This is a genomic window from Prauserella sp. PE36 (assembly GCF_003311655.1).
Classification (GTDB): Bacteria; Actinomycetota; Actinomycetes; order Mycobacteriales; family Pseudonocardiaceae; genus Prauserella_A; species Prauserella_A endophytica.
This window is the reverse complement of sequence record NZ_QEQT01000017.1, coordinates 1-26,799: the sequence shown is the minus strand read 5'-3', so window position 1 is coordinate 26,799 and position 26,799 is coordinate 1. Positions and strand designations below refer to the sequence as shown.

At 68.9% G+C, this 26,799-nt stretch carries 20 protein-coding genes; 13 read left to right on the top strand and 7 right to left on the bottom strand.

The features are described 5' to 3' along the window. Positions 1-189: 189 nt before the first annotated feature. Positions 190-1,659, top strand: a complete 1,470-nt coding sequence (locus DI005_RS00440; RefSeq protein ID WP_110341596.1) for an IS1634 family transposase — start codon at positions 190-192, stop codon at positions 1,657-1,659. Positions 1,660-1,754: 95 nt separating this feature from the next. Here the strand turns inward: DI005_RS00440 and DI005_RS00435 are convergent, their stop codons facing one another. Then, a complete protein-coding gene (locus tag DI005_RS00435; protein ID WP_110341429.1) occupies positions 1,755-3,311 on the bottom strand; it encodes a long-chain fatty acid--CoA ligase in 1,557 nt (518 codons plus the stop codon). A gap of 261 nt (positions 3,312-3,572) precedes the next feature. Next, positions 3,573-5,174 (bottom strand): AMP-binding protein, encoded by a 1,602-nt coding sequence (locus DI005_RS00430; protein WP_110341427.1) that lies wholly within the window; start codon positions 5,172-5,174, stop codon positions 3,573-3,575. Positions 5,175-6,967: 1,793 nt separating this feature from the next. Here DI005_RS00430 and DI005_RS00425 point away from each other — a divergent pair. Continuing rightward, positions 6,968-7,558, top strand: coding sequence for a TetR/AcrR family transcriptional regulator (locus tag DI005_RS00425; RefSeq protein ID WP_009156892.1), 591 nt, complete (start codon positions 6,968-6,970; stop codon positions 7,556-7,558). A 464-nt stretch (positions 7,559-8,022) separates the two neighbouring features. On the opposite strand, the gene DI005_RS00420 is transcribed toward DI005_RS00425, so the two are convergent. Genes DI005_RS00420 through DI005_RS00405 form a run of 4 tightly spaced genes read right to left on the bottom strand, consistent with a single transcriptional unit; the run spans position 8,023 to position 10,521 of the window. Then, entirely contained in the window at positions 8,023-8,211 is a 189-nt protein-coding gene (locus DI005_RS00420) for a hypothetical protein (protein ID WP_113640934.1), read from the bottom strand. A 17-nt stretch (positions 8,212-8,228) separates the two neighbouring features. Beyond that, positions 8,229-9,020: a MaoC family dehydratase N-terminal domain-containing protein gene (locus DI005_RS00415; protein WP_113640933.1), complete on the bottom strand. Its 792-nt coding sequence runs from the start codon at positions 9,018-9,020 to the stop codon at positions 8,229-8,231. Further along, positions 9,017-9,427: a Zn-ribbon domain-containing OB-fold protein gene (locus DI005_RS00410; protein WP_009156890.1), complete on the bottom strand. Its 411-nt coding sequence runs from the start codon at positions 9,425-9,427 to the stop codon at positions 9,017-9,019. The genes DI005_RS00415 and DI005_RS00410 overlap by 4 nt, the downstream gene beginning before the upstream one ends. Further along, the gene (locus tag DI005_RS00405; protein WP_198285911.1) at positions 9,424-10,521 is read right to left on the bottom strand and encodes a thiolase family protein; all 1,098 of its coding nucleotides are present in this window, start codon (positions 10,519-10,521) and stop codon (positions 9,424-9,426) included. The genes DI005_RS00410 and DI005_RS00405 overlap by 4 nt, the downstream gene beginning before the upstream one ends. A 695-nt stretch (positions 10,522-11,216) precedes the next feature. Between DI005_RS00405 and DI005_RS00400 the strand changes: the two genes are divergently transcribed. The 8 genes from DI005_RS00400 to DI005_RS00365 are packed head-to-tail and all read left to right on the top strand — an operon-like array spanning position 11,217 to position 21,869. Further along, complete coding sequence (locus DI005_RS00400) at positions 11,217-12,371, top strand: acyl-CoA dehydrogenase family protein (protein ID WP_110341423.1); 1,155 nt, start codon at positions 11,217-11,219, stop codon at positions 12,369-12,371. A 33-nt stretch (positions 12,372-12,404) separates the two neighbouring features. Beyond that, positions 12,405-14,003, top strand: coding sequence for an acyl-CoA carboxylase subunit beta (locus DI005_RS00395; protein ID WP_009156887.1), 1,599 nt, complete (start codon positions 12,405-12,407; stop codon positions 14,001-14,003). After that, the gene (locus DI005_RS00390) at positions 14,003-16,009 is read left to right on the top strand and encodes a biotin carboxylase N-terminal domain-containing protein (protein ID WP_110341421.1); all 2,007 of its coding nucleotides are present in this window, start codon (positions 14,003-14,005) and stop codon (positions 16,007-16,009) included. Before DI005_RS00395 ends, DI005_RS00390 begins: the two co-directional genes overlap by 1 nt. Beyond that, positions 16,009-16,821, top strand: a complete 813-nt coding sequence (locus DI005_RS00385; protein WP_110341419.1) for a TIGR03084 family metal-binding protein — start codon at positions 16,009-16,011, stop codon at positions 16,819-16,821. The genes DI005_RS00390 and DI005_RS00385 overlap by 1 nt, the downstream gene beginning before the upstream one ends. Next, on the top strand, positions 16,818-18,599 hold the full coding sequence (locus DI005_RS00380; RefSeq protein WP_113640932.1) for an acyclic terpene utilization AtuA family protein: 1,782 nt from the start codon (positions 16,818-16,820) through the stop codon (positions 18,597-18,599). Before DI005_RS00385 ends, DI005_RS00380 begins: the two co-directional genes overlap by 4 nt. A gap of 13 nt (positions 18,600-18,612) precedes the next feature. Then, positions 18,613-20,280 (top strand): AMP-binding protein, encoded by a 1,668-nt coding sequence (locus DI005_RS00375; protein WP_233519924.1) that lies wholly within the window; start codon positions 18,613-18,615, stop codon positions 20,278-20,280. A 41-nt stretch (positions 20,281-20,321) separates the two neighbouring features. After that, positions 20,322-21,050 carry a PaaI family thioesterase gene (locus DI005_RS00370; protein ID WP_110341414.1) on the top strand — a complete coding sequence of 243 codons (729 nt, stop codon included), beginning with the start codon at positions 20,322-20,324 and terminating at the stop codon, positions 21,048-21,050. Positions 21,051-21,101: 51 nt separating this feature from the next. Further along, complete coding sequence (locus DI005_RS00365) at positions 21,102-21,869, top strand: enoyl-CoA hydratase/isomerase family protein (RefSeq protein ID WP_110341412.1); 768 nt, start codon at positions 21,102-21,104, stop codon at positions 21,867-21,869. Between the two features lie 355 nt (positions 21,870-22,224). On the opposite strand, the gene DI005_RS00360 is transcribed toward DI005_RS00365, so the two are convergent. Further along, positions 22,225-22,872 carry a TetR/AcrR family transcriptional regulator gene (locus DI005_RS00360; protein WP_110341410.1) on the bottom strand — a complete coding sequence of 216 codons (648 nt, stop codon included), beginning with the start codon at positions 22,870-22,872 and terminating at the stop codon, positions 22,225-22,227. Between the two features lie 121 nt (positions 22,873-22,993). Between DI005_RS00360 and DI005_RS00355 the strand changes: the two genes are divergently transcribed. The 3 genes from DI005_RS00355 to DI005_RS00345 are packed head-to-tail and all read left to right on the top strand — an operon-like array spanning position 22,994 to position 26,571. Further along, on the top strand, positions 22,994-24,589 hold the full coding sequence (locus DI005_RS00355) for an MFS transporter (protein WP_110341594.1): 1,596 nt from the start codon (positions 22,994-22,996) through the stop codon (positions 24,587-24,589). Further along, positions 24,586-25,656, top strand: a complete 1,071-nt coding sequence (locus DI005_RS00350; protein WP_110341408.1) for a BtrH N-terminal domain-containing protein — start codon at positions 24,586-24,588, stop codon at positions 25,654-25,656. The genes DI005_RS00355 and DI005_RS00350 overlap by 4 nt, the downstream gene beginning before the upstream one ends. 15 nt (positions 25,657-25,671) lie before the next feature. Next, positions 25,672-26,571, top strand: coding sequence for an alpha/beta fold hydrolase (locus DI005_RS00345; protein WP_110341406.1), 900 nt, complete (start codon positions 25,672-25,674; stop codon positions 26,569-26,571). The last annotated feature ends 228 nt before the right edge of the window (positions 26,572-26,799 follow it).

Genomic DNA, 26,799 nt, shown 5'->3' with positions numbered 1-26,799 from the left:
TCGACCCGACCACCAACGAGAACCAAGATCAGATCCACCGTTCATCTGACAGACCCCTGATCTGCGCCGTGGTTCGCTGACCTGCTGGTTTGTCGCGTTGTCGGGTGGAATCTGTGCACTAAATCGCGGCTCTAGGGTTGCCGGGTGGCTTATGTCCGGACCGTGAAGACCGCCTCGGGGGCGCGTGCGGTGCAGATTGTGCACTCCTCCCATAAGGGCTCTCGCGACATCGAGCACATCAGCTCCGCCCACGACGATGTGGAGTTGGAGCTGTTGCGGACGGTCGCTCGCCAGCGGCTCGTCGCCGGGCAGGGCGAGCTCGACCTGGGGCTCGATGCGCCGCCGGAGGCGGGTGGTCCGTTGCCGATCACAGCCTCGCGGATGGGGCACTTGTGGGACGCGCTCTCGCTGGCCTACGAGGTCCTCGGGTTCGATGCCGCCGCCGACGGGGACGAGGTGTTCCGGCAACTGGTGCTGGCGCGCATTATCGAGCCGACCAGCAAGCTGGACTCGCTGCGGGTGCTGGAGGAGACGGGCATCGCGCCGGTGTCGTATCGGACCCTCAAGCGGCGCCTGCACGCCTATGCCGGCGAAGCGTGGCGGGAGCGGCTGGCGGCGCTGTGCGCCCATCATGTTGGTCTGGGGCCTGCGACGTTGCTGCTCTACGACGTGGCGACCCTGTACTTCGAGACCGACGCCGGGGACGGGTTCCGCGAGTCCGGGTTCTCCAAGGAACGCCGCCTGGAACCTCAAATCACCGTCGGGCTGCTGACCGACGCGACGGGGTTTCCGTTGATGGTCAACGCGTTCGAGGGTAACACGGCCGAGACCACCACCATGCTGCCTACGATCACGGCGTTCCTGGCCGCCCACCGCCTGACAGATGTGGTCATCGTCGCTGACGCCGGGATGATCTCCGAGAAGAACATGAAGGACATCGAGGCCGCAGGCCTGTCGTTCATCCTCGGGATGAAGATCCCCGAGATCCCCTACATCGTCGCCGAGTGGCGCAAGGCCCACCCGGACACCGAGATCGCCGACGGGCAAGTGTTCACCCAGCCGTGGCCGGCCGGGCCGACTGATAAGCGCAAGGACCAGGTGCGCTACTACCAGTACAAGCACGATCGAGCTCGGCGCACGCTCAAAGGCATCGACGAACAGGTCCGCAAAGCCGAGCAGGCCGTGGCCGGCAAGACCGCGATCAAGCGCAACCGATTCGTCAAGCTCACCGACGCCACCAAGACCGTCAACCGCGACCTCGACCTGGAGGCCAAGGCCCGGGCACTGGCCGGGATCAAAGGCTACGTCACCAACATCGAAGACCCCACGCCCGAGCAGGTCATCGGCGCCTACCACCAACCGTTTCAGATCGAGAAAAGCTTTCGCATGGCCAAATCGGACCTGGCCGCACGCCCGATCTTCCATCGCACCAGGGACTCGATCGAGGCGCACCTGACGATCGTGTTCGCCGCCCTGGCCGTCTCCCGCTGGATCGAGGACACAACCGGCTGGTCCATCAAGAAGTTCGTCAAGACCATCCGCCGCTACCGCACGCTCCATATCCAGGCCGGCGACTACGTGATCACGGCAGCCGACCCACTACCCGACAACATCCAGCACGTTCTCGAAGCGATCAAAGCCCGAGCCGCTACGCACTAAATTGGCCCAACTCGGGAAGCACTGCAACCCTCGCTGGCGAAGAGCTTTGGTCGCCGTTGCAACCTGTTTCGCAGACGTTTGGCCAGGGTTTCTGGTCAGCGGACCACGACGCCGTCTGTCACACCGGCGTACTTCTCCCGCAGCACGGTCTTGAGTAGTTTGCCGGTGGCGTTGCGCGGCAGGGCATCGACGAAGTGCACCTCGCGCGGGCACTTGAAGTGCGCCAGTCGTTCGCGGCACCAGGTGACGAGTTCTTCCGGGGCCGGGTCCCGCCCGGCCGCGGGGTCGGGTACGACGACGGCCACCACTCGCTCGCCCCATCGCGGATCGGGACCGCCGACCACTGCGGCGTCGGCGACCTTGGGGTGCTTGAACAACACCTGCTCGACCTCGATAGGATAGACGTTCTCACCACCGGAGATGATCATGTCTTTCTTCCGGTCGACCAGGGTGATGTAGCCTTCCTCGTCCATTCGCCCGAGATCACCGGTGTGGAACCAGCCGTTGCGGAAGGCCTCGGCGGTGGCCTCGGGGCGCATCCAGTAGCCAGCGAAGATGTTAGGACCGCGAAGGACCAGTTCGCCGACGGTGTTCGTCGGGACGTCCCGGTCGCCGTCATCGACGATGCGGGCTTCGACGTGCATCGCGACCCGCCCGATCGACCCGGCCTTGCTCCTCGCGTGGGCCGAGTCGAGTATGGAGACCAGCGGCGCGGTCTCGGTCATGCCGAAGCCCTCGATGAACGGGACGCCTCGCTCGTTGAGGAACTCGATCATGGGCAGTGGACATGGAGCTCCGCCTCCCATGGCCAGTTCCAGGGACGACAGGTCGTAGGAGCCGAAGTTCGGTACCTGAGTGATCGCGACCCACATCGCCGGCACCATGAACTGGACCGTTGCGCGGTGCTCGGCCATGGCCGTGAGCGTGCCGACCGGGTCGAAGTTGGGCAGGATCACGTTCGTGCCACCGACGTAGAGCAGCGGCAGTGAGTGCACGCCGAGTCCGCCGATGTGGAACATCGGGGCCACCGTGACCGTCACGTCGCGCGAGGAAAGCGGGTGCTCGGTGCCGAGCACGTTGATCGCGTTCCAGAGCAAGTTGTCGTGGGTGAGCATGGCCCCCTTGGGGCGTCCGGTGGTCCCGGAGGTGTACATCAACATGGCGGTGTCAGTTCCGGCGACGTCCGCCGCGGCGAAGTCCGCCGGCCCGCTGGCCAGCAGCTCGTCGTAGGCCAGGCCGTCTTCGTACCCGCCGTCGCCCACCTGGACCGTGTGGCGTACCCGCACGCCGGGTTCGGTCAGGGCGCCGCGCACGATGTCGGTGAACTGGCCGTTGAACACGAGCACGTCCGCGCCGGAATCGCCGAGAATGAAACCGACCTCCATGGCGGCCAACCGCACGTTGATCGGCACCATGATCGCGCCGAGTTTCGCGCAGGCCAGCAGCGTCTCGAGGAACTCCACCGAGTTGACCATCAACGCGGCGACCCGGTCGCCCCTGCGCACGCCGAGTCCGGCGAGCGCCGAGGCCAGCTGATCGGTCCGCCGGTCGGCGTCCGCGTAGGTGAAAGTGCGCTCGCCCGCAACGAAGGCTTTCGAGTCGCCTTGCAGAAAGGCGCGTTTGGTGACCCAGGCGCCGATTCCTCGGTTCATCGTGTGTCTCCGGTTGGTAGTCGCCCCGCGCGGTACCACGGCGCGGGGGCGAGATCGTGGGCAGGTCTGTTCATCGGTCATGTCTGGGCTGCCGGAACGGTTCGCGTCGGTCGGCGGGTCGCCACGATTTCGGAACGCCACACTCGGGGACCGACTCGTCGCCGCCGAAGGTCTGGATCGAGCATGGTCACCGGCCGGGCGGAGACCGCTGCCGGTTGGGCGCGGGCTTGCTGTCTCGGTCACGTCGAACACGACCCCGCACTAGTCGTTGCGGAAGTGGTCCCGGTACTGATCGCGCAGGACGTTCTTCTGGATCTTTCCGGTGGCGGTGCGGGGCATCTCGTCCACGAACACGACGGCCTTGGGCACCTTGAACCCGGGCAGTCGACTGCGGGCGGCGGCGAGCACGTCCTCCTCGCTTAGATCACTGCCTGGCTTGCGGGTCACGACCGCCGTGATCGCCTCCGACCACCGTTCGTGCGGCAGTCCGACCGCGACGACCTCCTGGATGCGGGGTTCGGCCTCGTAGAGTGCCTTCTCCACCTCGATGGAGGCGACGTTCTCCCCGCCGGTTTTGATGACGTCCTTCTTGCGGTCGGCGAACCACAGCAGTCCGTCCGCGTCGAACCGGCCGACGTCGCCGGAGTGGAACCAACCGTGGGCGAACGCCGCGGCCGTGGCTTCGGGGTTGCGCAGGTAGCCCTCCATGGCGTGTGGGCCACGGTAGACGATCTCGCCCGTTTCGCCCTGGGGGAGCAGGTGGCCGTCGTCGTCCATGATGCCGACCTGCACGTTGGGAACCGGTAGTCCGACCGAACCGGCGTGGGACAGCTGGTATTCGGGGGGAAAGACCGTGGTGATCGGGTTCATCTCGGTCTGGCCGAAGCCGAGGGCGAACTCACATCCGAACACCTCGATCGCCCGGCGAAGGTCGGTGTCGGGCATCGGTGCCATGGCGTAGATCGCCAAGCGCAGGCTGGAGAGATCGCGTTTGTCGATGTCGTCGTGGTCCATCATCGCCCGGTACATCATGGGCAGCGCGAAGATTTCGGTGAGGCGTTCGGACTCGATGGTGGCCAGCAACGCCGCCGGATCGAAGGTGCGCAGCAGTACCGCGGTTCCCCCCATGTAGAACAGGCCGGTGGTGAAGCCGTTGAGTTGCGCGGTGTGGAACAGCGGCATCATCACCCCGGCGCGCTCCCGTTCGCTGATGCCCAGAACCAGCGGGGCGTTCAGTGATTCGAGATAGACCGCGAGGTGGCTGCTCACCACACCCTTGGGGGCCGAGGTGGTGCCGCTGGTGTAGAGGTAGCTGACCGGGTCGCGATCCTCGACGAAACACTCCGGCTCCGCGTCGCCTTCCGCGCCAACGAAGTCGTCGAACTCGCGCCAGGACGCCGAGCCCGAGGCTTCCCACGCCGCACCGGTGCCGTGGGCAACGACCACGTCGGTCACGGCGCTGTCGTCGAGCTGGTCCAGCGCGGCCGACACCAGGCCGGCAAGCTGGCTTTCCACGACGACGCCCCGGGACCGGGAGTGATCGAGCACGTAGGCGGTCTCCCGTGGGCCCCAAGCAAGATTGACCGGCACACAGACGACACCGGTCTTGGCGCACGCGTAGTAGGTCAGCAGGAACTCCGTGCTGTTTCCGCTGACCAGGGCCAGCACCTCGCCGCGCCGGTATCCGTTCCGCAGCAGCGCGTTCGCCAGCCGGTTCACCGCCGCGTTGAACTCGCGATAGGACAGCCGTCGTGGCCCGTCCACGACCGCCTCGTGGTCGGGGCGCCGCCAGGCGGTGCGGGTGAGCATGTCGCCGACATTCACCCGGGTCACCAGATTCCGCTGGAGATCTTGCTCGGTCATCGATTGGCTCTCCTTCTCGACACGCTCCGCGACGCGGCGGACCGGATGGCTTGGCCGAGGTGGCGACTGACGTCCGCCAGTTGTGAATCGTTCGTTGGGTGAGGCCCGCGGCATCGTGGCCGCTCGTCGCGTGCCCACGAACTGTTCACCACACGCGTGCCGAGGTCGTCGGCTCGCCGGTGGTTCAGCCGCCCGGGCCCAGGGTGCGTGTGAGCGCCAGGACCGTCGACGGACGGCTGGTCGTGTGGGAGGCTCCAGGTCGCGCGCACGACGAGGCCGCCGGCGGTGACGGGTTCCCGTCGGTGCGCGGCGGGCGGGTGGTGCTGCCCGACCGTGACGTCCAGGTCGAGGTCCACGTTACCCATCGTTGCCCTCGTTTCGCCGTTGATAACCGGGCTGACATAGTTAAAGCTGAATTACTAGGATCCTACTGTTCGAGTGCCGCGTTGTGAAGCTGGTCGCATCGAGGCAGGCCTGGCCGAGATGGCCGGGCCGCGCGCACGGAGTGCTTCGCACCGTTGTTCAAGCTAGTGAATCGCGAGCGACGCTCAGCAAACGGATGTGGAGGCGAGAGGGACATGCAGACGCCGAGAGGGGCGGATGCCTCGAGCGAGAGGCGTCGGCGGTACACGACCGGGCGCCCCCGCACCCACGATGTCGCCGCGGCCGCCGATCGGCCTCACCGTCGAGGTCGGCCGCTGGCACGGGCGAGGCATGAGACGCCGCTGGATCTGACGTCCGGTCCCAGGGCAGTCGCCCGTCGCCGCGTATCCGTACCGGGACGGCCTGCGGTCGACCCGGCGGAGTCCGACAACGCGGGCGTGTCGGTCCGCCTGCACGCCGGCATGAATCCTCCGCGACCTCGCCGCCCGCTCCGCGACCCGTCACACGATCGACACAGTGATGGGGCATCGGCGATCGAGGTGAGCTACCCACAAAGTGGGCCAGTGGCTTGGTTGACCATCAACCGCCGGAAACCCCGCATCGTGTTGAACGAGGCAGGGCGCGGTTGGCCGTGTGCGGGCGTGTACAGGTTCGACGGTGATGCGAACGTGCTGGTGCTGGCCGGCGTGGGCGGCCGGGCAGTCCGCGCCGGTAGCAGCCGGAAGGAACTGGCCGATACCGCGCTTACCGTGCTACCACTTGACTTCGTGTCCCAGTACGGCGGCGACATCGAGGTGGCCACGCCGACGATCGCCGCCGGGCAACGTCGTCGCGAACCCTGGTGGGTTCGTGCTCGCGCAGTGCTGCGACCTGTGCGTGGCCGCCGACACCGCACGGTTCGCGGTCACCGGGGTCAAGGTGGTCAGGGGTACAAACCGTGGGTCGTGCCGCTGCCCCGCCTTGTTTCGCCGCGCATAGCCATGCGGCTTCTGCTCATCTGCGACCCAATTGACGCTGGCCGGGCATACCAGGTTGGACTGCTGAACGCGGTAGCGCCGTCACCCCGACTCGCGGAGAGCGGTGCAACGACCGGCCGAGCGCATCCTCGCGAACGCACCGCCGTCCGTGCTGGCCGCCAGGAGGAACTATGCGTCTGATGGCCGAGTCCCCGCTGGGACGCCTGCGCCACGGCGAGGCAGAGCTGGGAAGCCCGAGGCATCGCTGCCGGGACGCCCAGGAAGAACTCGTGGCCGTCGCGGCCAAGCCCGCTTCAAGAGGAGCGGGGCGCTGATGGGTGCCGCACCCTCGCCTGGGATGCGCGCTGTCGCATTCTCCTGTCTGGCCGCGTGGCGGGAACAAGTTCCCATCGCGACGGCGGCCAAGCAACGGGATGAAGGAAGGGGCTCCAAGTGAGCAGCGAGGCCGAGGCACCACTGCGGACCCGTGATCCCGCGCGCAAGGAACGCATCCTCGCCGCCGCCGCCGACCTGGTAGCCCGCCACGGCTACCACGCCGTGTCCATGGCCGACATCGGCGCCGTGGCCGGCATCACCGGCGCCGGCATCTACCGGCACTTCGACAGCAAGTCTGCCGTGCTGGTGGCGCTGTTCGACCGGGTGATCGACGGGCTGGTGCGTGAAGAGCAGGGCATCGTAGCTGGCACCGCCGACCTTCGGGAAACCCTGGACAAGTTGATTGCCGGCCAGGTCGAATTCGTGGTGCGCGATCGGGAACTGGCCCAGGTCTACCACAACGAGATCCATAATCTTCCCGAGGAAGACCGCCGCCGGCTACGCCGCAAGCAGCGGCTCTACCTCGAAGAGTGGGTACACGTCCTGATGGAGCTGCGCCCGGAACTCACCGATACCGAGGCCCGCACCATCGTGCACGCGGCCATCGGTGCTATCCAGTCGACGCTGTTCCACCGCGTCGGTCTCCCCGAACCGAGGCTGCGCGAACTGCTCGCCGAATGCGCCCGCTCGGTGCTCAACGGCGGCTGACCCCCGGACACAGGCCGTCCTGCGGCAAGCCTCCAGCACAACCAAACCATGGGTCCGGTTCGCCGTGGCCAGTGCGTGGCGCGGCCGCGGGTCGTGCGGTGGCCATGTCGGTCGGTGTCGCCCTCGGCTGGGAACCGGCGCTGGGCCTCCGGTGGCGAATTCGACGACGTACGCGGAGATGTCCACTCCGGACTCGATGCGGCTGGACGCTTGATTCCGTGAAGTTGGTGTTGACGGTCGAACGCAGTGCGGTCGCGTCGGTGGCGTTGGCCTGGCAGCGGGAGGTTTCCGCGGACCTGGACCGGGCCAACGCCGATGGTGGGGTCACCGCCATGGGGCCACGCCTAGAAGTGACTTGGCTGGTGCGTGGTTCCCGGACGGGCGAGCAGGTCGCGTCACGCGGTTTGAGACTACCGCGACCGTTGGCGCGGTAGCGGCAAGCAGGGAGTCGGAGACGAGGTGTGTCATCGGCTGGTCGTGACGTGACCGGGTAGCTGGTCGAGGTTGAAGACGAGGGTGGATCGGGCGGCCAGGCCGTGCTCGGTGTGGCAGTCGATCGCTAGCGTCGCCTGGCGGGGCTGCGCTGTGTCGTCGATGGAGAGCACGCGGCCGTCGGTGCGCAGGGTGTCGCCGGCGCAGACCGGCGCGATCATCTGCAGCCGCCTGCGCGCTAGCCAGGCGTCCGGGCCCGCCCAGGCCTTGCCGACGCGTCGACGAAGCCGTGGAGAAACATGGTGTTGAGGTAGACGTCGCGGGCGCCCTGTTCTCGCGCGTAGGCGTGGTCGTGGTGGCCGCGGAAGAAGTCGCGGGTGGCCGCGGCGTCGAGCACGCACCGGGTGACTGTCACCGGCATCCGCACCTCGGGGAGAACCTCGACCGCGTCCGCCGGGTCAGCCGCGGCCGGGGCAGCCTGCCGCGTGGGCGGCTTGGCGTCGGAGGCGCGGTAGCGGAAGAGCACGTTGTCGTTGGTGGCGACCAGCGTGCCTTCCTGGTTCCGGCATGCGGACCGTGTGGTGACAAAGTGGCCCACGCCCAGCGCGGTGTGCTTCTCCGCGGAGACGGACTCCACGCGCTCGCTGAAGGTGAGCCGGTCGCCGACTCGCATCGGGGCGAGGAACCGGGTGTCGGTGGAGACGTTGATCAGCGTGGTGCCGGGCAGCGGCACGTCGAGGGCGAGGATCGGCGCGTGCTCCGGTCTGCCCCACGGGTTCCACGGCAGCGGGAACGCCCAGACCATGAGCATTCCGGGCGGCGAGATCAGCGCCCCGTACCGCCTCCCCGCGGCGTCGGCGTCCCAGTGGTTCTCGTCGGCGTCCTCGACGAGGGCGCAGAAGTACGCGATCTGCGCTTCGTTGACCGGAAACGGCGCCTCGGTGGTGACCTCGTGGCCGATCCAGGCCTGCGCTTCGGCGTGCGACCCGGTGACCACGTAGTTGAGCGCGTCGGCGTAGTTGACGGTCATGAGGGTGTCTCCTCCCGCGGCCGGAACTGCGGGATCGCGACGTCTCCGCGTGGTTCGAACGTGACCTGGACCGGGGTGCCAACGCGGACCGTGTCCGGGGCGCAGTCGACGACGTTGGCCATCATCCGAGGTCCTTCCGCCAGTTCGATCACGGCCAGCACGTAGGGTGCGGTGAACGCGGGGGACGGTGGCTGGTGCACGGTCGTGTAGGTCAGCACGATGCCGCGGCCGGAGGGCTCCGCCCATTCGAGGTCGGTGCACCAGCAGTAGGGACACCATGCTCGCGGGTGGTGGTGGAACCTGCGGCACGCGCGGCACCGAGGTAGTGCGAACCGGCCCTCGACGGCCGCACGCCAGTAGGGTGCGGTGTCCTCGTACAGGGTGGGAACGGGTGCGGTGGTGGTCATCGTGCGGTCCTTCCCAGGAGCACGGTGGAGTGGTCGGCCATCATTCCGCCGTAGGTGTGGACCAGGGCGATGTCCGCCTCGACCTGCCGGTCTCCCGCCTGGCCCATCACCTGGCGGGCGCCCTCGATCAGCATCGACATACCGGAGGCGTCTCCAGTGTGTCCGAAGGACAGCAGTCCGCCGTAGGTGTTGACCGGAAGGACCCCGTCCGGCGCGGCCGCACCGTTCAGGTAGAAGTGGCCACCCTTGCCGGGCTCGGCGAGGCCGGTCTCCTCCAACAGCAGGATCGGGTTGATGCTGAAGGCGTCGTAGAGCTGGGCGATGTCCACGTCCGACGGGGCGAGGCCAGCCATGGCGAACGCGGTGCGGGCCGAGACGCCCGCGCCCATGGTGGCGAAGTCGCTGGCGTGGCTGATGTTGCCGTGGTCGTGGTGCTCCCCGAAGCCGAGTAGGTAGGCGGGCTGCTGGGTGAGCTCACGTGCCAGCTCGCCGCGCATCACCAGGAACGCCGCGCCCCCTTCGCACGGCACCGAGCAGTCCAGGAGGTGAAACGGCGAGGCGATCGGCCGTGAGTCGAGAACCTGCTCGATGGTCAGCGGGCCCGCCGGTCGCATCAGCGCGTCAGGGTGGCGCAGCGCCCACTCCCGGCTGGTGACCGCGACCGCGGCCAGCGCTTCCCGCGGGGTGCCCCGCTCAGCCATGTGCCGGGTGGCGGCCAGGGCGTAGAGGGCGGGGATGAAGCTGCCGTAGGGGTACTCGAAGTCCGGGTGGCTGATCATGCGGGCCATCAGGTCGGCACCGCCGGCGCCGACCTTGGGGAACTTGCCCGCGCCCACGCACAACACTGCGTCCGCCAGCCCCGCCCTGATGGCCGTCGCCGCGCGGGTGAGCATGACGGTGTAGGTGGCGCCGCCCACGTTGATCGTTTCGCAGAACCGCGGTCGGATGCCCAGCGCGTCGTTGATCCGCTCGTGGTTGAAGACGTCGGCGCCCTGTCCGCCCGCCATGCCGGCAGGGCAGACCAGCAGCCCGTCCACGGCGTTCGGCCCGATCCCGGAGTTGGTCACGAAGTGGCGCAGGACGAGTTCCTGCATCGCCGCTCCGTCGTAGTCAGGATAGCGCCCGGGCGGAAGCTCTTCGACCGCCGCGATAGCGGGGCTGCCGGACAGTGCTGGTGACCTCATGGTGCGCCTCGCATGTCACCGGTTCGGCCAGGACCCAGTGATCGCCAGGACCACCTTGGATCGTCAACAACAAGAGAACTCGGAGTGCCCGTGTCCGGGTCACGGTGGCGGTCAGGATTGGCCCTTCGCGCCCGGCTCCTTGGCCGGTCCTTGGGTTCGGATTCGTCCACAGTGGCACCAGGGGGCGCCTGGGGACGGGGTTCCCTTCGTCTGGTGATTGGTTCTCGCTGTTCGACGCGCACGCCTCTCCTTCTGTCAATCCCTGTCAACCGGCGCGTTCGGGGATCCCGGCTGGTGTTAGACATCTCAGCCCACTGCCACCGGCGCGCGGCACGCGTGCCGGCGGGGGTTGTGGTTGGCGCCTCTCTCCAAGTATGTTAACCATGATTAACGGAGCGTGGGAAGGCTCAGAGGTGATGGCGCACACTCGGCGGATGTGTCACAGCCGCCGGGTGTGGCCGGAACGTCATGAGGTGCCACGAGATTTGGTCAAGCGTCCGGACGGTGGGTGAGTCCGCCGACAGGTTGTCGGTGCGATTCGACTTGCGGGAGCGCTGAAGAGGTGCTTCGTGCGGCGAAGGGCATCGGAGTGGAGGAGAGCCAAGGTGGACTTTCGGGAGACCGACGAGCAGCGCGCACTTCGCGAGGCGGTGTCCAAGCTCGCCGCCTCGTTCGGCCACGAGTACTTCGTGGAGCGGGCGAAGTCGGGCCAGAAGAGCACCGAACTCTGGCAGGCCGTGGGACGGCAGGGCTTTCTCGGGGTGAACATCGATGAGGCCCATGGCGGCGGCGGGGGTGGCGTCTACGAGCTGCAACTGGTGAGCGAGGAACTCGCCGCTGCGGGCTGTCCGCTGTTGATGATGGTGGTCTCGCCGGCGATCTGCGGCACGATCATTCAGGCGCATGGCACGGACGAGCAGCGCAAGCGGTGGCTGCCCGGCATCGCCAGCGGTGAGACGATCATGGCGTTCGCGATCACCGAGCCGGACGCCGGGTCGAATTCACACAACATTTCTACAGCGGCGACCCGGGACGGCGGCGACTACGTGCTGCGCGGAACCAAGTACTACATCTCGGGGGTGGACGAGGCGGAGGCCGTCCTGGTGGTGACCCGCACGGGTACCGACGCGTCCGGACGTGGCAGGCTCAGTCTGCTGATCGTGCCGACCGACGCGCCGGGGCTGGAGCGAACCGCGATCCCGGTGGAGGTCACCGCGCCGGAGACGCAGTTCACGTTGTTCTTCGACGATGTGCGGGTGCCTGCGGAGAACCTGATCGGCGTTGAGGGGGAAGGCCTCAAGCAGGTGTTCATGGGGCTGAACCCGGAGCGGATCATGGGTGCGGCGCTGGCGAACGGGATCGCGCGCTATGGCCTGACCAAGGCGTCCGAGTACGCCCGCGAGCGGAATGTGTGGGGGGTGCCGATCGGGTCGCACCAGGGCGTTGCCCACCCGCTGGCGAACGCCAAGATCCAGGTCGAGCTGGCTCGGCTGATGACCCGGCAGGCCGCCTGGTTGCACGACGAGGGCGACCCCGCGTCTGGTGAGGCGGCGAACATGGCGAAGTACGCCGCCGCTGAGGCCGGATTGACGGCGCTGGACCAGGCGATTCAGACCCACGGCGGCAACGGGATGTCCACCGAGTACGGGCTGGCCACGTTGTGGGGGCCGTTGCGGTTGATGCGGACCGCGCCGATCAGCCGGGAGATGATCCTCAACTACGTGGCCCAGCACGGTCTGGGCCTGCCGAAGTCGTACTGACCGGCGCGGACGCGATCGAAAGCGGGAAGAAGCATGCCGGTGCTGAAATCAACGCTCGACACGGCCAGCGAGACCTACCTGCTCAACCGGAAGGCCAATCTCGCCGCGCTGGCCGAACTCGACGAGCAGCTGGAGATCGTTCGTGCGGGAGGCGGCCCGAAGTACCTCGAGCGGCATCGCAAGCGGGGACGGTTGCCGGTGCGGGAGCGGATCGAGCTACTGGTTGACCGCGACGCGCCGTTTCTCGAGTTGTCGCCGCTGGCCGCGTGGGGCACCGACTTCCTGGTGGGCGCCAGCGTGGTCACCGGCGTCGGCGTCGTCTCGGACGTCGAATGTATGATCATCGCCCACGACCCGACGGTGCGCGGCGGGGCGATGAACCCGTACTCGCTGCGCAAGACGCTCCGAGCGCTGGAGATCGCGCGCCGCAACCGGTTGCCGGTGATCAATCTGGTCGAGTCCGGGGGTGCCGACCTGCCGACGCAGGCCGAGCTGTTCGTCCCCGCAGGCAAGATCTTCCACGACCTCACCGAGCTGTCCGCGATGGGGGTGCCGACCGTCGCGCTGGTGTTCGGCAACTCCACCGCCGGTGGGGCGTACGTGCCGGGCATGTGTGACTATGCTGTGCTGGTCGATCGCCAGGCGAAGGTGTTTCTCGGTGGGCCGCCGCTGGTGAAGATGGCCACCGGGGAGGAGGCCGACGACGAGGAGCTCGGTGGGGCGGACATGCACGCGCGGGTGTCCGGGCTGGCGGATCATTTCGCCGTGGACGAGCTGGACTGTATCCGGATCGGCAGGCAGATAGTGGCCGAGACCAACTGGCGCAAGTTGGGGCCGCCGCCGACGGAGCTGCCTGATGAGCCGCGCTACGACCCGGAGGAGCTGCTTGGTGTCGCCTCGGCCGACTTCCGGGTGCCGTTCGACCCTCGGGAGGTCCTGGCCAGGGTTGTGGATGGTTCCCGGTTCGGGGAGTACAAGGCGCGCTATGGCACCAGCCTGGTCACCGGGTGGGCCTCGATCCACGGTTATCCGGTCGGGGTCCTGGCCAACGCGCGCGGCGTGCTGTTCTCCGAGGAGTCCGAGAAGGCCAGCGAGTTCATCCTGCTGGCGAACCAGTCCAGCACTCCGTTGATCTTCCTGCAGAACACCACTGGCTACATGGTCGGCACCCGGTACGAGCAGGGGGGGATCATCAAGGACGGCGCCAAGATGATCAACGCGGTGACCAACAGCACGGTCCCGCACATCACGATTAACATCGGGGCGTCGTTCGGAGCGGGCAACTACGGCATGTCGGGCCGTGCCTACGATCCCCGCTTCGTCTTCAGCTGGGTCAACGCCAAGTGCGCGGTGATGGGGCCGCAGCAACTGGCGGGCGTGCTCTCGATCGTGGGCCGTCAGGCCGCCGAAGCCGCGGGCAAGCCGTTCGACGTCGAGGCCGACGAGAAGCAGCGGCGCGCCATCGAGGCGCAGATCGAGCGCGAGTCGCATGCCTTCTTCATGTCCGCCCGGCTCTACGACGACGGGGTGATCGACCCGCGGCAGACCCGCACGGTGCTGGGTATCGCGTTGTCCGCGGCGCATTCCCAGGAGGTGGCGGGACGGCGCGGTTTCGGCGTGTTCCGGATGTGATGGAGTCGACGGTGTCCAGGATCAACAAGCTGCTGGTGGCCAACCGGGGTGAGATCGCCTCCCGGGTGATGCGCACGGCCCGTGAGCTCGACATCGGCACGGTGGCGGTGTTCTCCGACGCGGACGCGCACGCCCCCTTCGTCGCGGAGGCCGATCAGTCCGTGCATCTGCCGGGCGTGGCGCCGGCCGACACGTATCTGCGTGCCGACCTGCTGCTGGACGCGGCCCGGCGGACCGGGGCGGACGCCGTTCATCCCGGCTATGGCTTCCTGTCGGAGAACGCGGGGTTCGCCAGAGCGTGCGAGGACGCGGGACTGGTGTTCGTCGGGCCGCCGCCGGCCGCGATCGAGGCGATGGGCTCGAAGACCGCGGCCAAGGAACTCATGGCCCACGCGGGTGTGCCGGTGCTGCCCGGAATCGTGATCGACGACGAGGAGGTCGACCCGCGCTCGCTCGAGGCTCAGGTGGCCGCCGAGATCGGCTACCCCGTCCTGGTCAAGGCCGCCTACGGCGGTGGCGGCCGCGGCATGCGGGTGGTCGAGGCCAAAGCCGGGCTGGCCGACGCGGTCACCTCCGCCAGGCGCGAGGCCGCCTCGGCGTTCGGCAACGCGACCGTGTTCCTCGAACGCTACGTCGACTCTCCCCGCCACATCGAGGTGCAGATCTTCGGCGACCGGCACGGCACCGTGGTGGACCTGTTCGAGCGCGAATGCTCCATCCAGCGGCGCTACCAGAAGATCCTCGAAGAGGCGCCGTCCCCCGCGGTCGACGATCGGCTGCGCGCCGAACTGGGCCAGGCCGCCGTCGCCGCCGGCAAGGCGATCGGCTACGTCGGCGCCGGCACCGTCGAGTTCGTCCTCGATTCCAGCGGCCAGTTCTACTTCCTCGAGGTCAACACCCGGCTGCAGGTGGAGCATCCGGTGACCGAGCTGGTGACCGGACTGGACCTGGTGCGGCTGCAGCTCCTTGTCGCTGAGGGCGCGCCGTTGCCGCAGGAGGCGCTGGAGGCGACCATCTCCGGACACGCCGTGGAGGCCCGGCTGTACGCCGAGGACACCGCCGCCGGTTTCCTACCCGCCACCGGCACGCTGCACCGCTTCGACATTCCCCGCCTGCCCGGTGTCCGGGTCGACGCGGGCGTGGCGGACGGTTCCGTGGTGAGCCCGCACTACGACCCCATGCTGGCGAAAGTGATCGCGCACGGCCGCACCCGAGACGAAGCGATCCGGACACTGGCCCGGACCCTCGCGGACAGCAGATTGCACGGTGTCGTCACCAACCGGGACTTGCTCATCGGCATCCTGCGCGAGGACGAGTTCCGCTCGGGCGCGATCGACACTGGCTACCTGAGCAGGCACGACCCGGTCGAGGTGGAACGCTGCTGGCGTGACCCGCAGGCAGTGTCGACGCATGCGCTCGCGGCGGCGCTGGCCGGACAGGCCGAACGCAGGGCGAGGGCACGGGCGCTGGCCACCGTCCCATCCGGCTGGCGCAACGTGGACAACGGCCCGCAGCGGGTGGCCTTCGTCGCCGACGGCGAGGACATCGACGTGACGTACCGGATCCGGGACGGTGAGGTGACCGGGAGCGTGGCCGGGCAGGCGCTGGGCGCCGTCCACGCCTTCACGCTGGCGCCGGACCGAGTGGACATCGCCGTCGGCGGTACTCGGTGCGCGATGTCGGTGAGCCGCTACGGCGACGAAGCCTACGTCGACAGCGCGCTGGAAAGCACCCGGCTCACCGAGAAGGCCCGGTTTCCCGACCCCACCGCGGTCCGGGAACCGGGGTCGCTGCTCGCGCCGATGCCGGGGACGGTCGTGCGCGTGGCGGTCGAGCTCGGGCAGGAGGTCACGGCCGGTACCCCGATCCTCGTGCTGGAGGCCATGAAGATGGAGCACACGGTGGCGGCCCCCCATGACGGCACGGTCGCCTCGGTGAACGTCGCGATGGGACAGGCCGTCGATACGGGCTCGGTGCTCGCGGTCGTCGAGGAACGGATGGATTGATGGTCGCCTTCGCCGAGTTGCTCGCCGACCTCCAGGCCGAAACCCGAGTGGTCGAGGACATGCTGACCGGGCTGAGCCACGCCACCTGGGACGCGCCGACCCCCGCGCCGGGGTGGGCGATCCGCGACCAGGTCAGCCATCTGGCCTACTTCGACGAGGCGGCCACTCGGGCCGCAGTCGATCCCGACCGCTTCCGCGCGGTGGAGGCCAAGCAGGTGTCGCGAAACCCGGCGTTCGCCGACGAGGTAGCCCAGCGGCATCGGGGGCTGCCGCCGGCGGAGCTGTCGACCTGGTTCCGCGACGCGCGCCGGCGCCTGGTCGACACGGCGTCCGGACTGGACCCGAAGCTCCGGGTGCCGTGGTATGGGCCGGAGATGAGCCTCGCGTCCTCGATCACAGCCCGGCTGATGGAGACGTGGGCGCACGGCCAGGACATCGCCGACGCCCTCGGTGTCGAGCGCACTCCGACCGCGCGGTTGCGGCACATCGCACATCTGGGGGTGCGCACCTTTGGGTTCGCGTTCGGGCGGCACGGGAAGCCGGTTCCCGCCGACCCGGTCCGCGTCGACCTGTCGAGTCCCGATGGTGCGACCTGGACGTGGGGGCCGCCGCGAGCGCGGGACATCGTGTCCGGGCCCGCGTTGGACTTCTGCCTCGTCGTGACCCAGCGGCGGCACGTCGCCGACACCGCGCTGAAGATCAGCGGGCCGGTGGCGGCCGAGTGGATGTCCATCGCCCAGGCCTTCGCCGGCCCACCGGGGCCGGGGCGTGCGCCAGGTGAGTTCGCCAGGAAGGAGAAGACGGTCCGATGAATTCCCGTGCCGTGCGGATCGGCAACTGTTCCGGCTTCTACGGCGACCGCGTCGCCGCGGCCAGGGAGATGGTCGACGGCGGCCCGGTCGACGTGCTCACCGGCGACTACCTGGCCGAGCTCACCATGTTGATCCTGTGGAAAGCCAAGCAGAAGGATCCCGGCGCCGGGTATGCCCAGACGTTTGTCACGCAGATGGAGCAGGTGCTGGGCACCTGCCTCGACCGCGGGATCCGGGTAGTGACCAACGCGGGCGGATTGAACCCGGCCGGCCTCGCCGAGCGGCTCACCGAGCTGGCCGAGCGCCTCGGACTGTCACCGCGGATCGCCTATATCGAGGGCGACGACCTCACGAACAGGATCGACGACCTCCTCGACCAGGGGCACTCGCTGGCGCACCTGGACACCGGCAAGCCCCTCGCCGACGCCGGCGTCAAACCCGTCACGGCCAACGCCTACCTGGGCGGCTGGGGTATCACCGAAGCCCTGGCCGCTGGCGCCGACATCGTCGTGTGCCCCCGGGTCACCGACGCCTCCCTGGTCACCGGCCCGGCCGCGTGGTGGCACGGCTGGGCCCGGACCGACTACGATGTCCTGGCTGGCGCGGTCGTCGCCGGGCACATCATCGAGTGCGGCCCCCAGGCGACCGGCGGCAACTACTCCTGGCCGCACGAGGTGACCGACCGCCGCTATCCCGGCTTCCCCATCGCCGAAATCGCCGCCGACGGGTCCAGCGTCATCACCAAGCATCCGATTACCGGAGGCATGGTGTCGGTGGGCACGGTCACCGCCCAGCTGCTATACGAGATCGCCGAACCCGCCTACCCCAACCCCGACGTGGTAGCGCACTTCGACACCATCACCCTGACCCAACAGCGGCCCGACCGCATCAGCGTGTCGGACGTGCGAGGCAGCGCGCCGCCGGACAGGGCGAAGGTCGCCATGAACTACGTCGGCGGCTACCGCAACACCATGACGTTCGTCCTGACCGGCCTCGACATCGAGGACAAGGCCGCCTGGACCGAAGGACTGCTGTTCGACATCCTCGGCGGCAAGGACACCTTCGCCGAAACCGACGTGCGCCTGATGCGGTTCGACACCGACGATGCCCCGACCAACGAGGAAGCCACCGCCCACCTGCGGATCACCGTCAAAGACCCGGACGCGCGCAAGGTCGGGCGGGCCTTCTCCGGCGCGGCCATGGAGGTCATCCTCGCCGGGCCCGCCGGGCTGCATACCACGACCCCGCCCACCGCCGAGAGCGCCTACGGCGTGTACTGGCCCACCCTCATCCCCGCCGACCTGATCGAACAACGGGTTGTGCTCCCCGACGGCACGACCCGAACGATCGTCCGCGGCGAGCACGCCCCAGCCACCGGCCAGCGCGTCCCCCCGCCCGATCCATCCACGGTGACAGTGCAGGCACCCACCCGGATAGTCCCACTGGGGCGGGTCTGCGCGGCGCGGTCGGGTGACAAGGGCGGCAACGCCAACGTCGGCGTATGGGTCCGCACCGACACCGCGTACGCCTGGCTACGCGACTACCTCACCGTCGACCGGCTGCGGACCCTGATCCCCGAGGCTTCGCCGCTGACCATCCACCGCCACGAGCTGCCGAACCTGCGGGCGCTGAACTTCGTGCTGGTCGGCCTGCTCGGCGAGGGCGTGGCCGCCTCGGTACGGCCCGACCCACAGGCGAAGGGGCTCGGCGAGTACCTGCGCTCCCGCCACGTGCCGATCCCCATCACCGTACTCGAGGAGGACGCACCGCCGTGCTGACAGGAGGATGACCATGTTGTCAGGTCCCATCGACGTGACCAGTCTTCGCGGCCGCCACGAAACCCAACGCTGGAACCGGGTCAGCGTCGGCGATCTGTGCGAGCGGCTGATCTGGAGCCGCCCCGACAAGGCGGCGGTGGTGGGCCGCGACGGAGCCTACGCCTATCCCGAGCACCGCAGGCTGACCTACCGCGATGTCGACGAGCTGGCCAACCGGGTGGCGAACGCGCTCGCCGCGCAGGGCCTGCACGCGGGCGAGCGGGTGTCGCTGTTCTGCGAGAACTCGGTCGAGGCGCTGGTCACCAAGCTGGGCATCGCCAAGGCGGGCCTGGTGTGCGCGCCGGTCAACCCGTCGCTCGCACCAGACGTCGTCAGTTACCTCATCGAGCACGTCGAGGCCCGGTTCGCCTTCGTCGATGCCGAGTTCTGGCCGGTCGCCGAGGGCCCCGTCACCGCCGCCGGGCTGACCCCGATCGTTCTCCCGATCGGCGGGAACGTGCCCGAGGGTGTGCTGAGCTGGACCTCCTTCCTCGACGGCGCGCCGGCCGACGAGCCCGACGTCGCGATCCACGGTGACGACATCTGGCAGATCCTGTCCACCTCGGGCACCACGTCCATGCCCAAGGGCGTGATGCTGTCACACCACTACAGCTACCTCGCCGCGTACAGCTTCGCGTTACCGTTCAGCCGCGGCCTGCGATTCGAGTCCGACCTGGTACTGGGCACGTTCCTGCCCATCGTCTACCACATCGGCGACCAACTGATGCTCTCGACGTTCCTGACCGGTGGGACAATGGTGCTCGGCCGGCGTCCCGACGCCCAGCAGATCGCCGAAGCGATCACCCGCGAGTCCGTCACAGCTCTGTGGGCTGGCTCGCCCGCGATGGTCAACGCACTGGTCGACGCGCTGTCGACCGACCCGGTCCGCTACGACGCTCGATCGCTGCGCGTGCTGGTCTACGGCTGGGCCGCGCTGCCGCCGGGCACTGTGGCCCAGCTCAAGCGGCTGTGCGGCGAGGAACTGCAGCCCATGGAGATCCTGGGGCAGACGGAGGCGATCGCGTGTCACCGCTTCTGGGTGGACCAGTGGCGGGACACCTTCCTGCGGACCGCGCCCGAACAGAACTACGTCGGACTCCCCAGCCCGCTGCTGGCCGCGAAGATCGTAGACGAACAGGGCCACGACTTGACGGACAAGCCAGGTACGCCCGGCGAGGTGGTCTACCGCTCGCCCGTAGTGACCGCCGGCTACTACCGCAACGAGGCGGCGACCAAGGAAGCGTTCCAGGACGGCTGGTTCCACTCCGGGGACAGTTGCCGCGACGACGCCGACGGCCTGCGCGTCATGCTCGACCGGTACAAGGACATCGTCAAGACCGGCGGGGAGAACGTCTCCAGCCTGCGCGTCGAGTCGGTACTGCACCAACACCCCGCGGTGGCCAAGGCCGCAGTAGTCGGCCTGCCCCACGAGCGGTGGGGTGAGGCGGTGACCGCGTTCGTGGTGCCCACCGACGGCCAGACGGTCACCGAGGAGGAGGTCACCGAGTTCTGCCGCTCCCGTCTGGCCGGGTTCGAAACACCCAAACGAATCGTGGTCACCGACGCGTTGCCCGAAACCGTCGGCGGCAAGGTGCTCAAGTACAAGATCCGGGCCGAGCACCAGACCCTGTACCACGGATGACCTACCGGCGGGTACTAGTGAGTTGACATTAACCTAGAGGTATGGCGCACATCATCGCGGCGCGCCGCGGCGCGTGGCAGAAGGGCGACTCCCGCCGGCGCAACGAGGTTGGCGAGCCAACGGCGTGTGATGTTGGCGATGCCGAGCCGGCGGGTTGTAAATGGCTGATAACGTCTTGCTTGTTCGGAGTCGAAACGGGCGTGCAGGGGAACGAGCGAATGACCGGTGAAAGGGAAGATGGGCAGCGTTCGGGATCGGGCATTCCCACGGGGCCGCTGAGTGGCTTTCCCGCGGTGGGCGGCGGTTCGGCGTCACTGTGCGCTGGTTGTCGGCAGGCGGGGCGCTGCCGACTGGGAATCGAGGCGGTCGAAACGCGGGACGACGGTAGCGTGGTCGGGCGGTTTCGGCTGGGCGCCGAGCATGAGGGTGCCGGTGGCGTCGCGCATGGCGGGTCGGTCATGGCGGCCTTCGACGAGGTGTGCGGTGTGGTGCCGTGGTCCGCCTCCGTGCTCGCGGTCACGGCGGACATGCAGGTGTCGTTTCGCCGCCCGGTCCCCATCGAGCACGACCTCGACATCCGAGCGTGGTCGGAGAACCGAGACGAGCGCGGATGGTGGACCATTGCCGCGGAGCTGCTCCTGCCTGGGCCGAACATGGTCCTCGCGACCGCGCGGGGTCGTTTCGTCGAGCGCGATCCGGAACGTCACTACGCCCGCTTCCACCAGTGGCTGAGTGAGCGGACAGGTCGGACCAGCGATGCCCACGCCTGAGCGCGTCCGGACCGTGACCGTCGGTTTCCCGAACTAGGAGGGTGAACGGAGATGACAACGCGGGCGCTCGCCTATGAGCTCGTCGACGAGGTGGCCTGGGTGACGATCAACCGGCCGGAGGCGCGCAACGCGCTCAATTCGAAGGTTCGGTCCGCGCTGTTCGAGGCGTTCGACGCCTTCAACGCCGATCGCGACGCGAAGGTGCTGGTGCTCACCGGCGCCGGTGACGCTGCTTTCTGCGCCGGGGGAGACCTCAAGGAGATGGCCGACACGGAGTTGACTGTGCCGCCAGCGGACTTCGTTCCGCACCTCGGCCGCAACGTCAAGGTCGACAAGCCCACCATCGCGGCGGTCAACGGGGTGGCCTACGCCGGTGGTTTCCTGCTTGCCCAGATGTGCGACCTGGTCGTGGCCGCCGAGCACGCCCGGTTCGCGGTCACGGAGGTCAAGGTGGGCCGGGGTGCTCCGTGGGCCGCGCCGCTGCCGTGGCTCATTCCGCCGCGCGTGGCACTGCAGATCCTGCTGACCGGGGAGCCCATCGATGCCGCGCGGGCCCACCAGATCGGTCTGGTCAACGAGGTGGTCCCGGCCGGGGAGCTCCGGAAGGCGACGCAGCGCCTGGCGAAACGCATCGCGGCGAACGCGCCGCTGTCCGTGCTCGCCGCGAAGGCGATGGTGTACGCGGCCGCCGACCGCGGGTGGCACGACGCGCTGGACGAGGCTGACCGGATATGGGAGCCCGTCTACCTGAGTGAGGACGCGCAAGAGGGACCGCGCGCCTTCCGCGAGAAGCGCAAGCCGGTGTGGCGCGGCAGGTAGCCGATTGCGCCCGCGCAGACCCGGCGACTGGCACCACGGGATCCGACCCACACCGGGTAGGTCGGACAGCGTGCGTCGTCAACTAGCGGGGCGGGCGGCCCCACACCGGATTGCGGCCACGGCCTGTCCTTGTCTTCCCGCTGTGGGGCCACCCGGACGGTGTGCTCAAGCGCGCGGGCCACACCAGAGCCTTGATCGAAGCGTGCCCGGCTCGCCGGCCGCGCGCTCAGGCCGGTGCGATCCACGGCACGGGGGAGGGCGTGCTGAGGCTGTGGGGGCACTCCAACCGTTGTCGGTGTCAGAGCGAGGGCGGGGGTGCGCCTCAGCTGAGCCTGTGCTCAGTGGTGGCGGGTCGTCAGCGGTCGCCCGTGTGGGTTGGCGGCGTGTGGCTGGTGAGGAAGTTGTCGACAAGGTGTGCGCAGAACTGTTCGTCGTTGGGGGTGCCGGTGACGAGGCGGTTGAAGATGAGGGGGCCGATGAGTTGGGCGAGGGCGGTGGTGGTGTCGGTGCCGGGGCGGAGTGTGTTGTGGGCGGCGTCGCTGGTGAGGACGGCGTCGAAGGGTTGGCGGTATTGCTCGATGATGCGGCGGCGCAGGGTGTGCAGGTGTGGCCGGTCGCTCTGGGTGGGGGTCGAGGGTGTTGGTGCGATGCTCATGCCGAGCCAGGACAGCACGGTCAGTTGCAGGGGGGCGTGGTCAATGAGGTGGGCTTGGTTGGTCAGCAGCGTGAGCAGCCGTTCGCGTAGGGGGCCGTGGGCGGGTGCGGGTGCGACGGGGGGCAGCAGGCGTTCGAAGGCGGCGGCGAGCAGTTCGGTGCCGGTGCCGAAGTGGCGGTAGAGGGTGGCGCGGGCGATGCCGGCGGTGCGGGTGACCGCGTCGATGGTGACCGCGTCGATGCCGCCTTCGGCCAGTAGGTGGGTGGCGGCGTCGAGCAGCCGTGCGCGGGAGCGTGCCAGCCGCGGGTCTTCGTCCGGGGTGCTGGGTGTGGGGGCGGCGGTGGACATCGATCTCCTGCGTATCCGGAGGGCGGCGCGGGCGCGAGCAAGCCTAACGACAGCCGGACTTGTGAAACCGTCAGTCTAGGTCCGATACTGTCGGTTCACAAATGTTCGAGTCTTGCGGGTGATGCGTGTGGCGGAGTCGGCCGGGGAAGCGGGCGGGGCGCGCCGTGGCTGGACGCTGGCGGTGTCGTGTCTGGCCGTGGCGTTGGTGATGGCCGGGGTGGCGTCGCTGACCACGGCGTTGCCGGAGCTGGCTGCGGATATCGGGGCGAGTCAGACGCAGGCGACGTGGATTGTGGATGCCTACACGTTGGTGTTGGCGGGCGTTCTGTTGCCGGCGGGCGCGGTGGGGGACCGTCTCGGGCGGCGCGGTGTGCTATTGGCTGGACTGGTCGTGTTCGCGGTGGGTTCGGCGCTGCCGCTGGTGATGGACACGCCGACAGGGGTGATTGTGTGCCGGGCGGTCGCGGGGTTGGGGGCGGCGCTGGTGATGCCGGCGACGTTGTCCCTGCTGACCGCGGAGTTCCCTGCCCGGCAGGCCGCGCGTGCGGTGGGAGTGTGGGCGGGTTTTGCCGGGGCGGGTGCGGTGCTGGGCATTCTCGGGGCCGGCGCGTTGTTGGCGGTCTGGTCGTGGCAGGCGGTGTTCGTGGCCACAGCGGTGTTGGCGCTGCTGCTGGTGGTGGGTGGCTGGTTCGTGCCGTCGTCGCGTGAGCCCGCGGCGCCCGGGCTGGATGTGCCGGGGGCGGTGCTGTCGGCGGCGGCGGTGGGGTTGGTGGTGTTCGGGGTGATCGAGGCTCCCGATCACGGCTGGGACAGTGCGCTGGTGGTCGCCTCGCTCGGTGGTGGGGTGCTGGCGGGGGCCGGGTTCGTGCTCGTCGAACGACGACGGGCGGCACCGTTGCTGCAGGTCGGGTTGTTCGGCGACCGCGGGTTCGGTGCTGGCGCGGTGTCGCTGGTGGTGCAGTTCCTGGCCGCGTTCGGGGTGTTCTTCCTGCTGATGCAGCATCTGCAGCTGGTGTGGGGCTACTCGCCGCTGCGGGCGGGGCTGGCGTTGGCGCCGGTGGCCGTTCCGCTGGTCGTGGCCGCGGTGCTCGCACCGTGGGTGAGCGAGCGGGTGGGGTTGCGGGTGATGACCGGCGCCGGCCTGGCGCTGGTGGCTGGTGCGCTGGTCGGGATCGGCGGGCTGGGGGTGGACGAGGACTATCCGCGGCTGGTGGTGTTCCTCGGTGTGTTCGGGCTCGGTCTGGGCATCTGCGCGACACCGGCCACCGCCGCCATCGTGCGCGGGGTTCCCCGCGCCAAACAGGGCGTGGCCTCCGCGGTCAACGACGTCACCCGGGAACTCGGTGCCGCGGTGGGGATCGCGCTGGCCGGCAGCCTGCTCGCCAGCAGCTACCGCACCCATCTCGCCCCGCAGATCACCCACCTCCCCGCCGCAACTCGCGCCCAGGCCAGTGATTCGCTGGCCGCCGCGCTGCGGCTGGCCGGCGACACGCCCGCCGGACCTGATCTTGCCGCCGCGGCGCGGCGCGCCTTCGTCGACGGGTTCCACGACACCCTCAGCGCCCTTGCCGTGCTCACCGCGGTCACGGCCGTGGCGCTCACGGCGTGGGCTCCCGGACGCCACCGCGTGGACGGGCCGTCGCAGCCTGCGGAAACCTGCGGCAGTGACGCTACCGACTCTGCATTTGTCGCCGAACAGGACAGGAGTACTTCGTGACCGGACGACGCGTTATCAGCGACTACCCGCACCAGCTGGCCGGGCATTGCGGGTCAGGAGCGCTGCGCGACCTGATGCAGTGGGCCCGGCTGTCCTACGACGAGACGCCACTGGATGAAGGCACCGTGTTCGGGCTCGGCGGCGAACTCGGGTTCAGCTACCTGCGCCATCCCGCCATGAGCCCGCCGATCTACCTCGTGGGTCGGGGCCCCGACCTCACCGGTGGGTTCACCCGCCGTCTCGGGATCACCGCCACCCAGCATGCCACCGATGATCCCGACGAAGGCTGGGCCTGGGTCCGCGAGGAACTCGACCACGGGTATCCGGTGCTGTGCTGGGCCGACATCGCCCATCTCCCGTATCTGCGGGTGCGGCTGAGCATGAGCCGCCACGACATCGTGATCACCGGCTACGACGACCACACCCGTACCGCTACCGTCGTCGACAACGACCGCGCCGACCCCCAACCCGTCCCCTACGACGCGCTGGCCCGCGCCCGCAGCTCCACCGGATTCCCCGTACCCACCCGGCACACCACCTACCGGCTGCGCTACCCCACCCAGCTGCCGCCCCTGGCCGACACCGCCGCCGACGCCTGCCACGCTGCCGCTCGAGCTCTGCGAAATGCCCAGTCACTGCTGCCTGCCGGTCAACTCGACGGGGTGGCCGACCTCGTGCATGGCGCCGGCCTGGACGGCATCAGCGTCTTCGTCGACGACCTGCGGCGCTGGCCCGACGTGTTCACCCCCACGCAACTGGATACCGTGCTCACCGCGCTGGCCGCGTTCATCGACAAGGCCGGCACCGGCGGCAGCCTGTTCCGCCGGCTGCAAGCCGACTACCTGCACTACCTCAACCAGCGCGCCGGCCTGCCCATAGCAGGACAAGCCGCCGACCTCTACGCCCAGCTCACCCAGCTCTGGCACGGCCTCGCCCGCATCGCCACCGCCGACATCTCCACCACCACCCGCGTCACCGCGCTCGCCGACACCGCGGAACATCTCCCCGAACTCGAACAGCAAGGCGCCGATCTGCTCGACCTCCTCGCCCGCGAACTCAGCTCTTGACGCCCCGGAGACGCCGTGACCACTCCCACACCCCTCACCTACCGCCGCGCGGGCCTCACCCTGGCTGGTGACCACTGGACCGCACCACCAGCCACCCCATCGCGCGGCACCGCCGTCCTGCTCCACGGCGTCGGGCAAACCCGCCACTCCTGGCACCACACCGCCGCCCGGCTCGCCGGGCACGGCTGGACCGCGCTCACCCTCGACGCCCGCGGACACGGTGACAGCGACTGGGCACACCCCCACGACTACACCGTCGATCACCTCGTGGACGACCTCGTCCACATCGCCGGCACCCTCAACGACACCCCCGTGCTCATCGGCGCCTCCATGGGCGGTATCACCGCACTGCTCGCCCACGCCGACCACACCATCGCCCGCGCCCTCGTACTCGTCGACATCGCGCCCCAGATCAATCCCGCCGGCGCCGCCCGCATCCTCGATTTTATGACCCGCCACCGCGACGGCTTCGCCACCCTGGACGAGGCCGCCGCCGCGATCGCCGCCTACAACCCCCACCGAACCCGCCCCGCCACCACCCACGGACTCCGCAAGAACCTCCGCCAACACCGCGACGGCCGCTGGCGCTGGCACTGGGACCCGCAACTGCTCCAGTTCATCAGCGACACCTCCGCCCTCACCGACCTCACCACCCGCATGGACACCGCCGCCCAACAGATCACCATCCCCACCCTGCTCATCCGCGGCGAACTATCCGACATCGTCAACCACGACTCCGTCGACCACCTTCTCCACCACATCCCCACCGCCCACACCGCCACCGTCACCAACACCGCACACATGGTCGCCGGCGACGACAACGACATCTTCACCAACCACCTGATCGACTTCCTCAACCACCTCCTCCCCCTTCCACGCGCCGAATCGAGAAAGCGGAGCGGGCCAGGGACATGAATACCGGGACAGCGGCCGACACCGTTCCTCCGGCCTTGATCACCTGGCCTTCTGCCGCTACCGGATTGACCTGTTCCGCAGCTCCCGTGAGGGGAACGTCGGCTGGCCGACGAACGCCATCGCCCCGCCATCGCCACCCAGCTCGGTTACTCGGGCCCGGTGGTGCGTTGTCGGGTCTGTCAGATGAACGGTGGATCTGATCTTGGTTCTCGTTGGTGGTCGGGTCGA

What these genes read in the sequence shown, in the direction of transcription:
- DI005_RS00435 (WP_110341429.1), bottom strand. Translation starts at nt 3,311, where the DNA reads ATGAACCGAGGAATCGGCGCCTGGGTCACCAAACGCGCCTTTCTGCAA.
- DI005_RS00430 (WP_110341427.1), bottom strand. Translation starts at nt 5,174, where the DNA reads ATGACCGAGCAAGATCTCCAGCGGAATCTGGTGACCCGGGTGAATGTC.
- DI005_RS00420 (WP_113640934.1), bottom strand. Translation starts at nt 8,211, where the DNA reads ATGATCGCGCCGGTCTGCGCCGGCGACACCCTGCGCACCGACGGCCGC.
- DI005_RS00415 (WP_113640933.1), bottom strand. Translation starts at nt 9,020, where the DNA reads ATGACCGTCAACTACGCCGACGCGCTCAACTACGTGGTCACCGGGTCG.
- DI005_RS00410 (WP_009156890.1), bottom strand. Translation starts at nt 9,427, where the DNA reads ATGACCACCACCGCACCCGTTCCCACCCTGTACGAGGACACCGCACCC.
- DI005_RS00405 (WP_198285911.1), bottom strand. Translation starts at nt 10,521, where the DNA reads ATGCAGGAACTCGTCCTGCGCCACTTCGTGACCAACTCCGGGATCGGG.
- DI005_RS00395 (WP_009156887.1), top strand. Translation starts at nt 12,405, where the DNA reads ATGCCGGTGCTGAAATCAACGCTCGACACGGCCAGCGAGACCTACCTG.
- DI005_RS00390 (WP_110341421.1), top strand. Translation starts at nt 14,003, where the DNA reads ATGGAGTCGACGGTGTCCAGGATCAACAAGCTGCTGGTGGCCAACCGG.
- DI005_RS00385 (WP_110341419.1), top strand. Translation starts at nt 16,009, where the DNA reads ATGGTCGCCTTCGCCGAGTTGCTCGCCGACCTCCAGGCCGAAACCCGA.
- DI005_RS00380 (WP_113640932.1), top strand. Translation starts at nt 16,818, where the DNA reads ATGAATTCCCGTGCCGTGCGGATCGGCAACTGTTCCGGCTTCTACGGC.
- DI005_RS00375 (WP_233519924.1), top strand. Translation starts at nt 18,613, where the DNA reads ATGTTGTCAGGTCCCATCGACGTGACCAGTCTTCGCGGCCGCCACGAA.
- DI005_RS00370 (WP_110341414.1), top strand. Translation starts at nt 20,322, where the DNA reads ATGGCGCACATCATCGCGGCGCGCCGCGGCGCGTGGCAGAAGGGCGAC.
- DI005_RS00365 (WP_110341412.1), top strand. Translation starts at nt 21,102, where the DNA reads ATGACAACGCGGGCGCTCGCCTATGAGCTCGTCGACGAGGTGGCCTGG.
- DI005_RS00360 (WP_110341410.1), bottom strand. Translation starts at nt 22,872, where the DNA reads ATGTCCACCGCCGCCCCCACACCCAGCACCCCGGACGAAGACCCGCGG.
- DI005_RS00355 (WP_110341594.1), top strand. Translation starts at nt 22,994, where the DNA reads ATGCGTGTGGCGGAGTCGGCCGGGGAAGCGGGCGGGGCGCGCCGTGGC.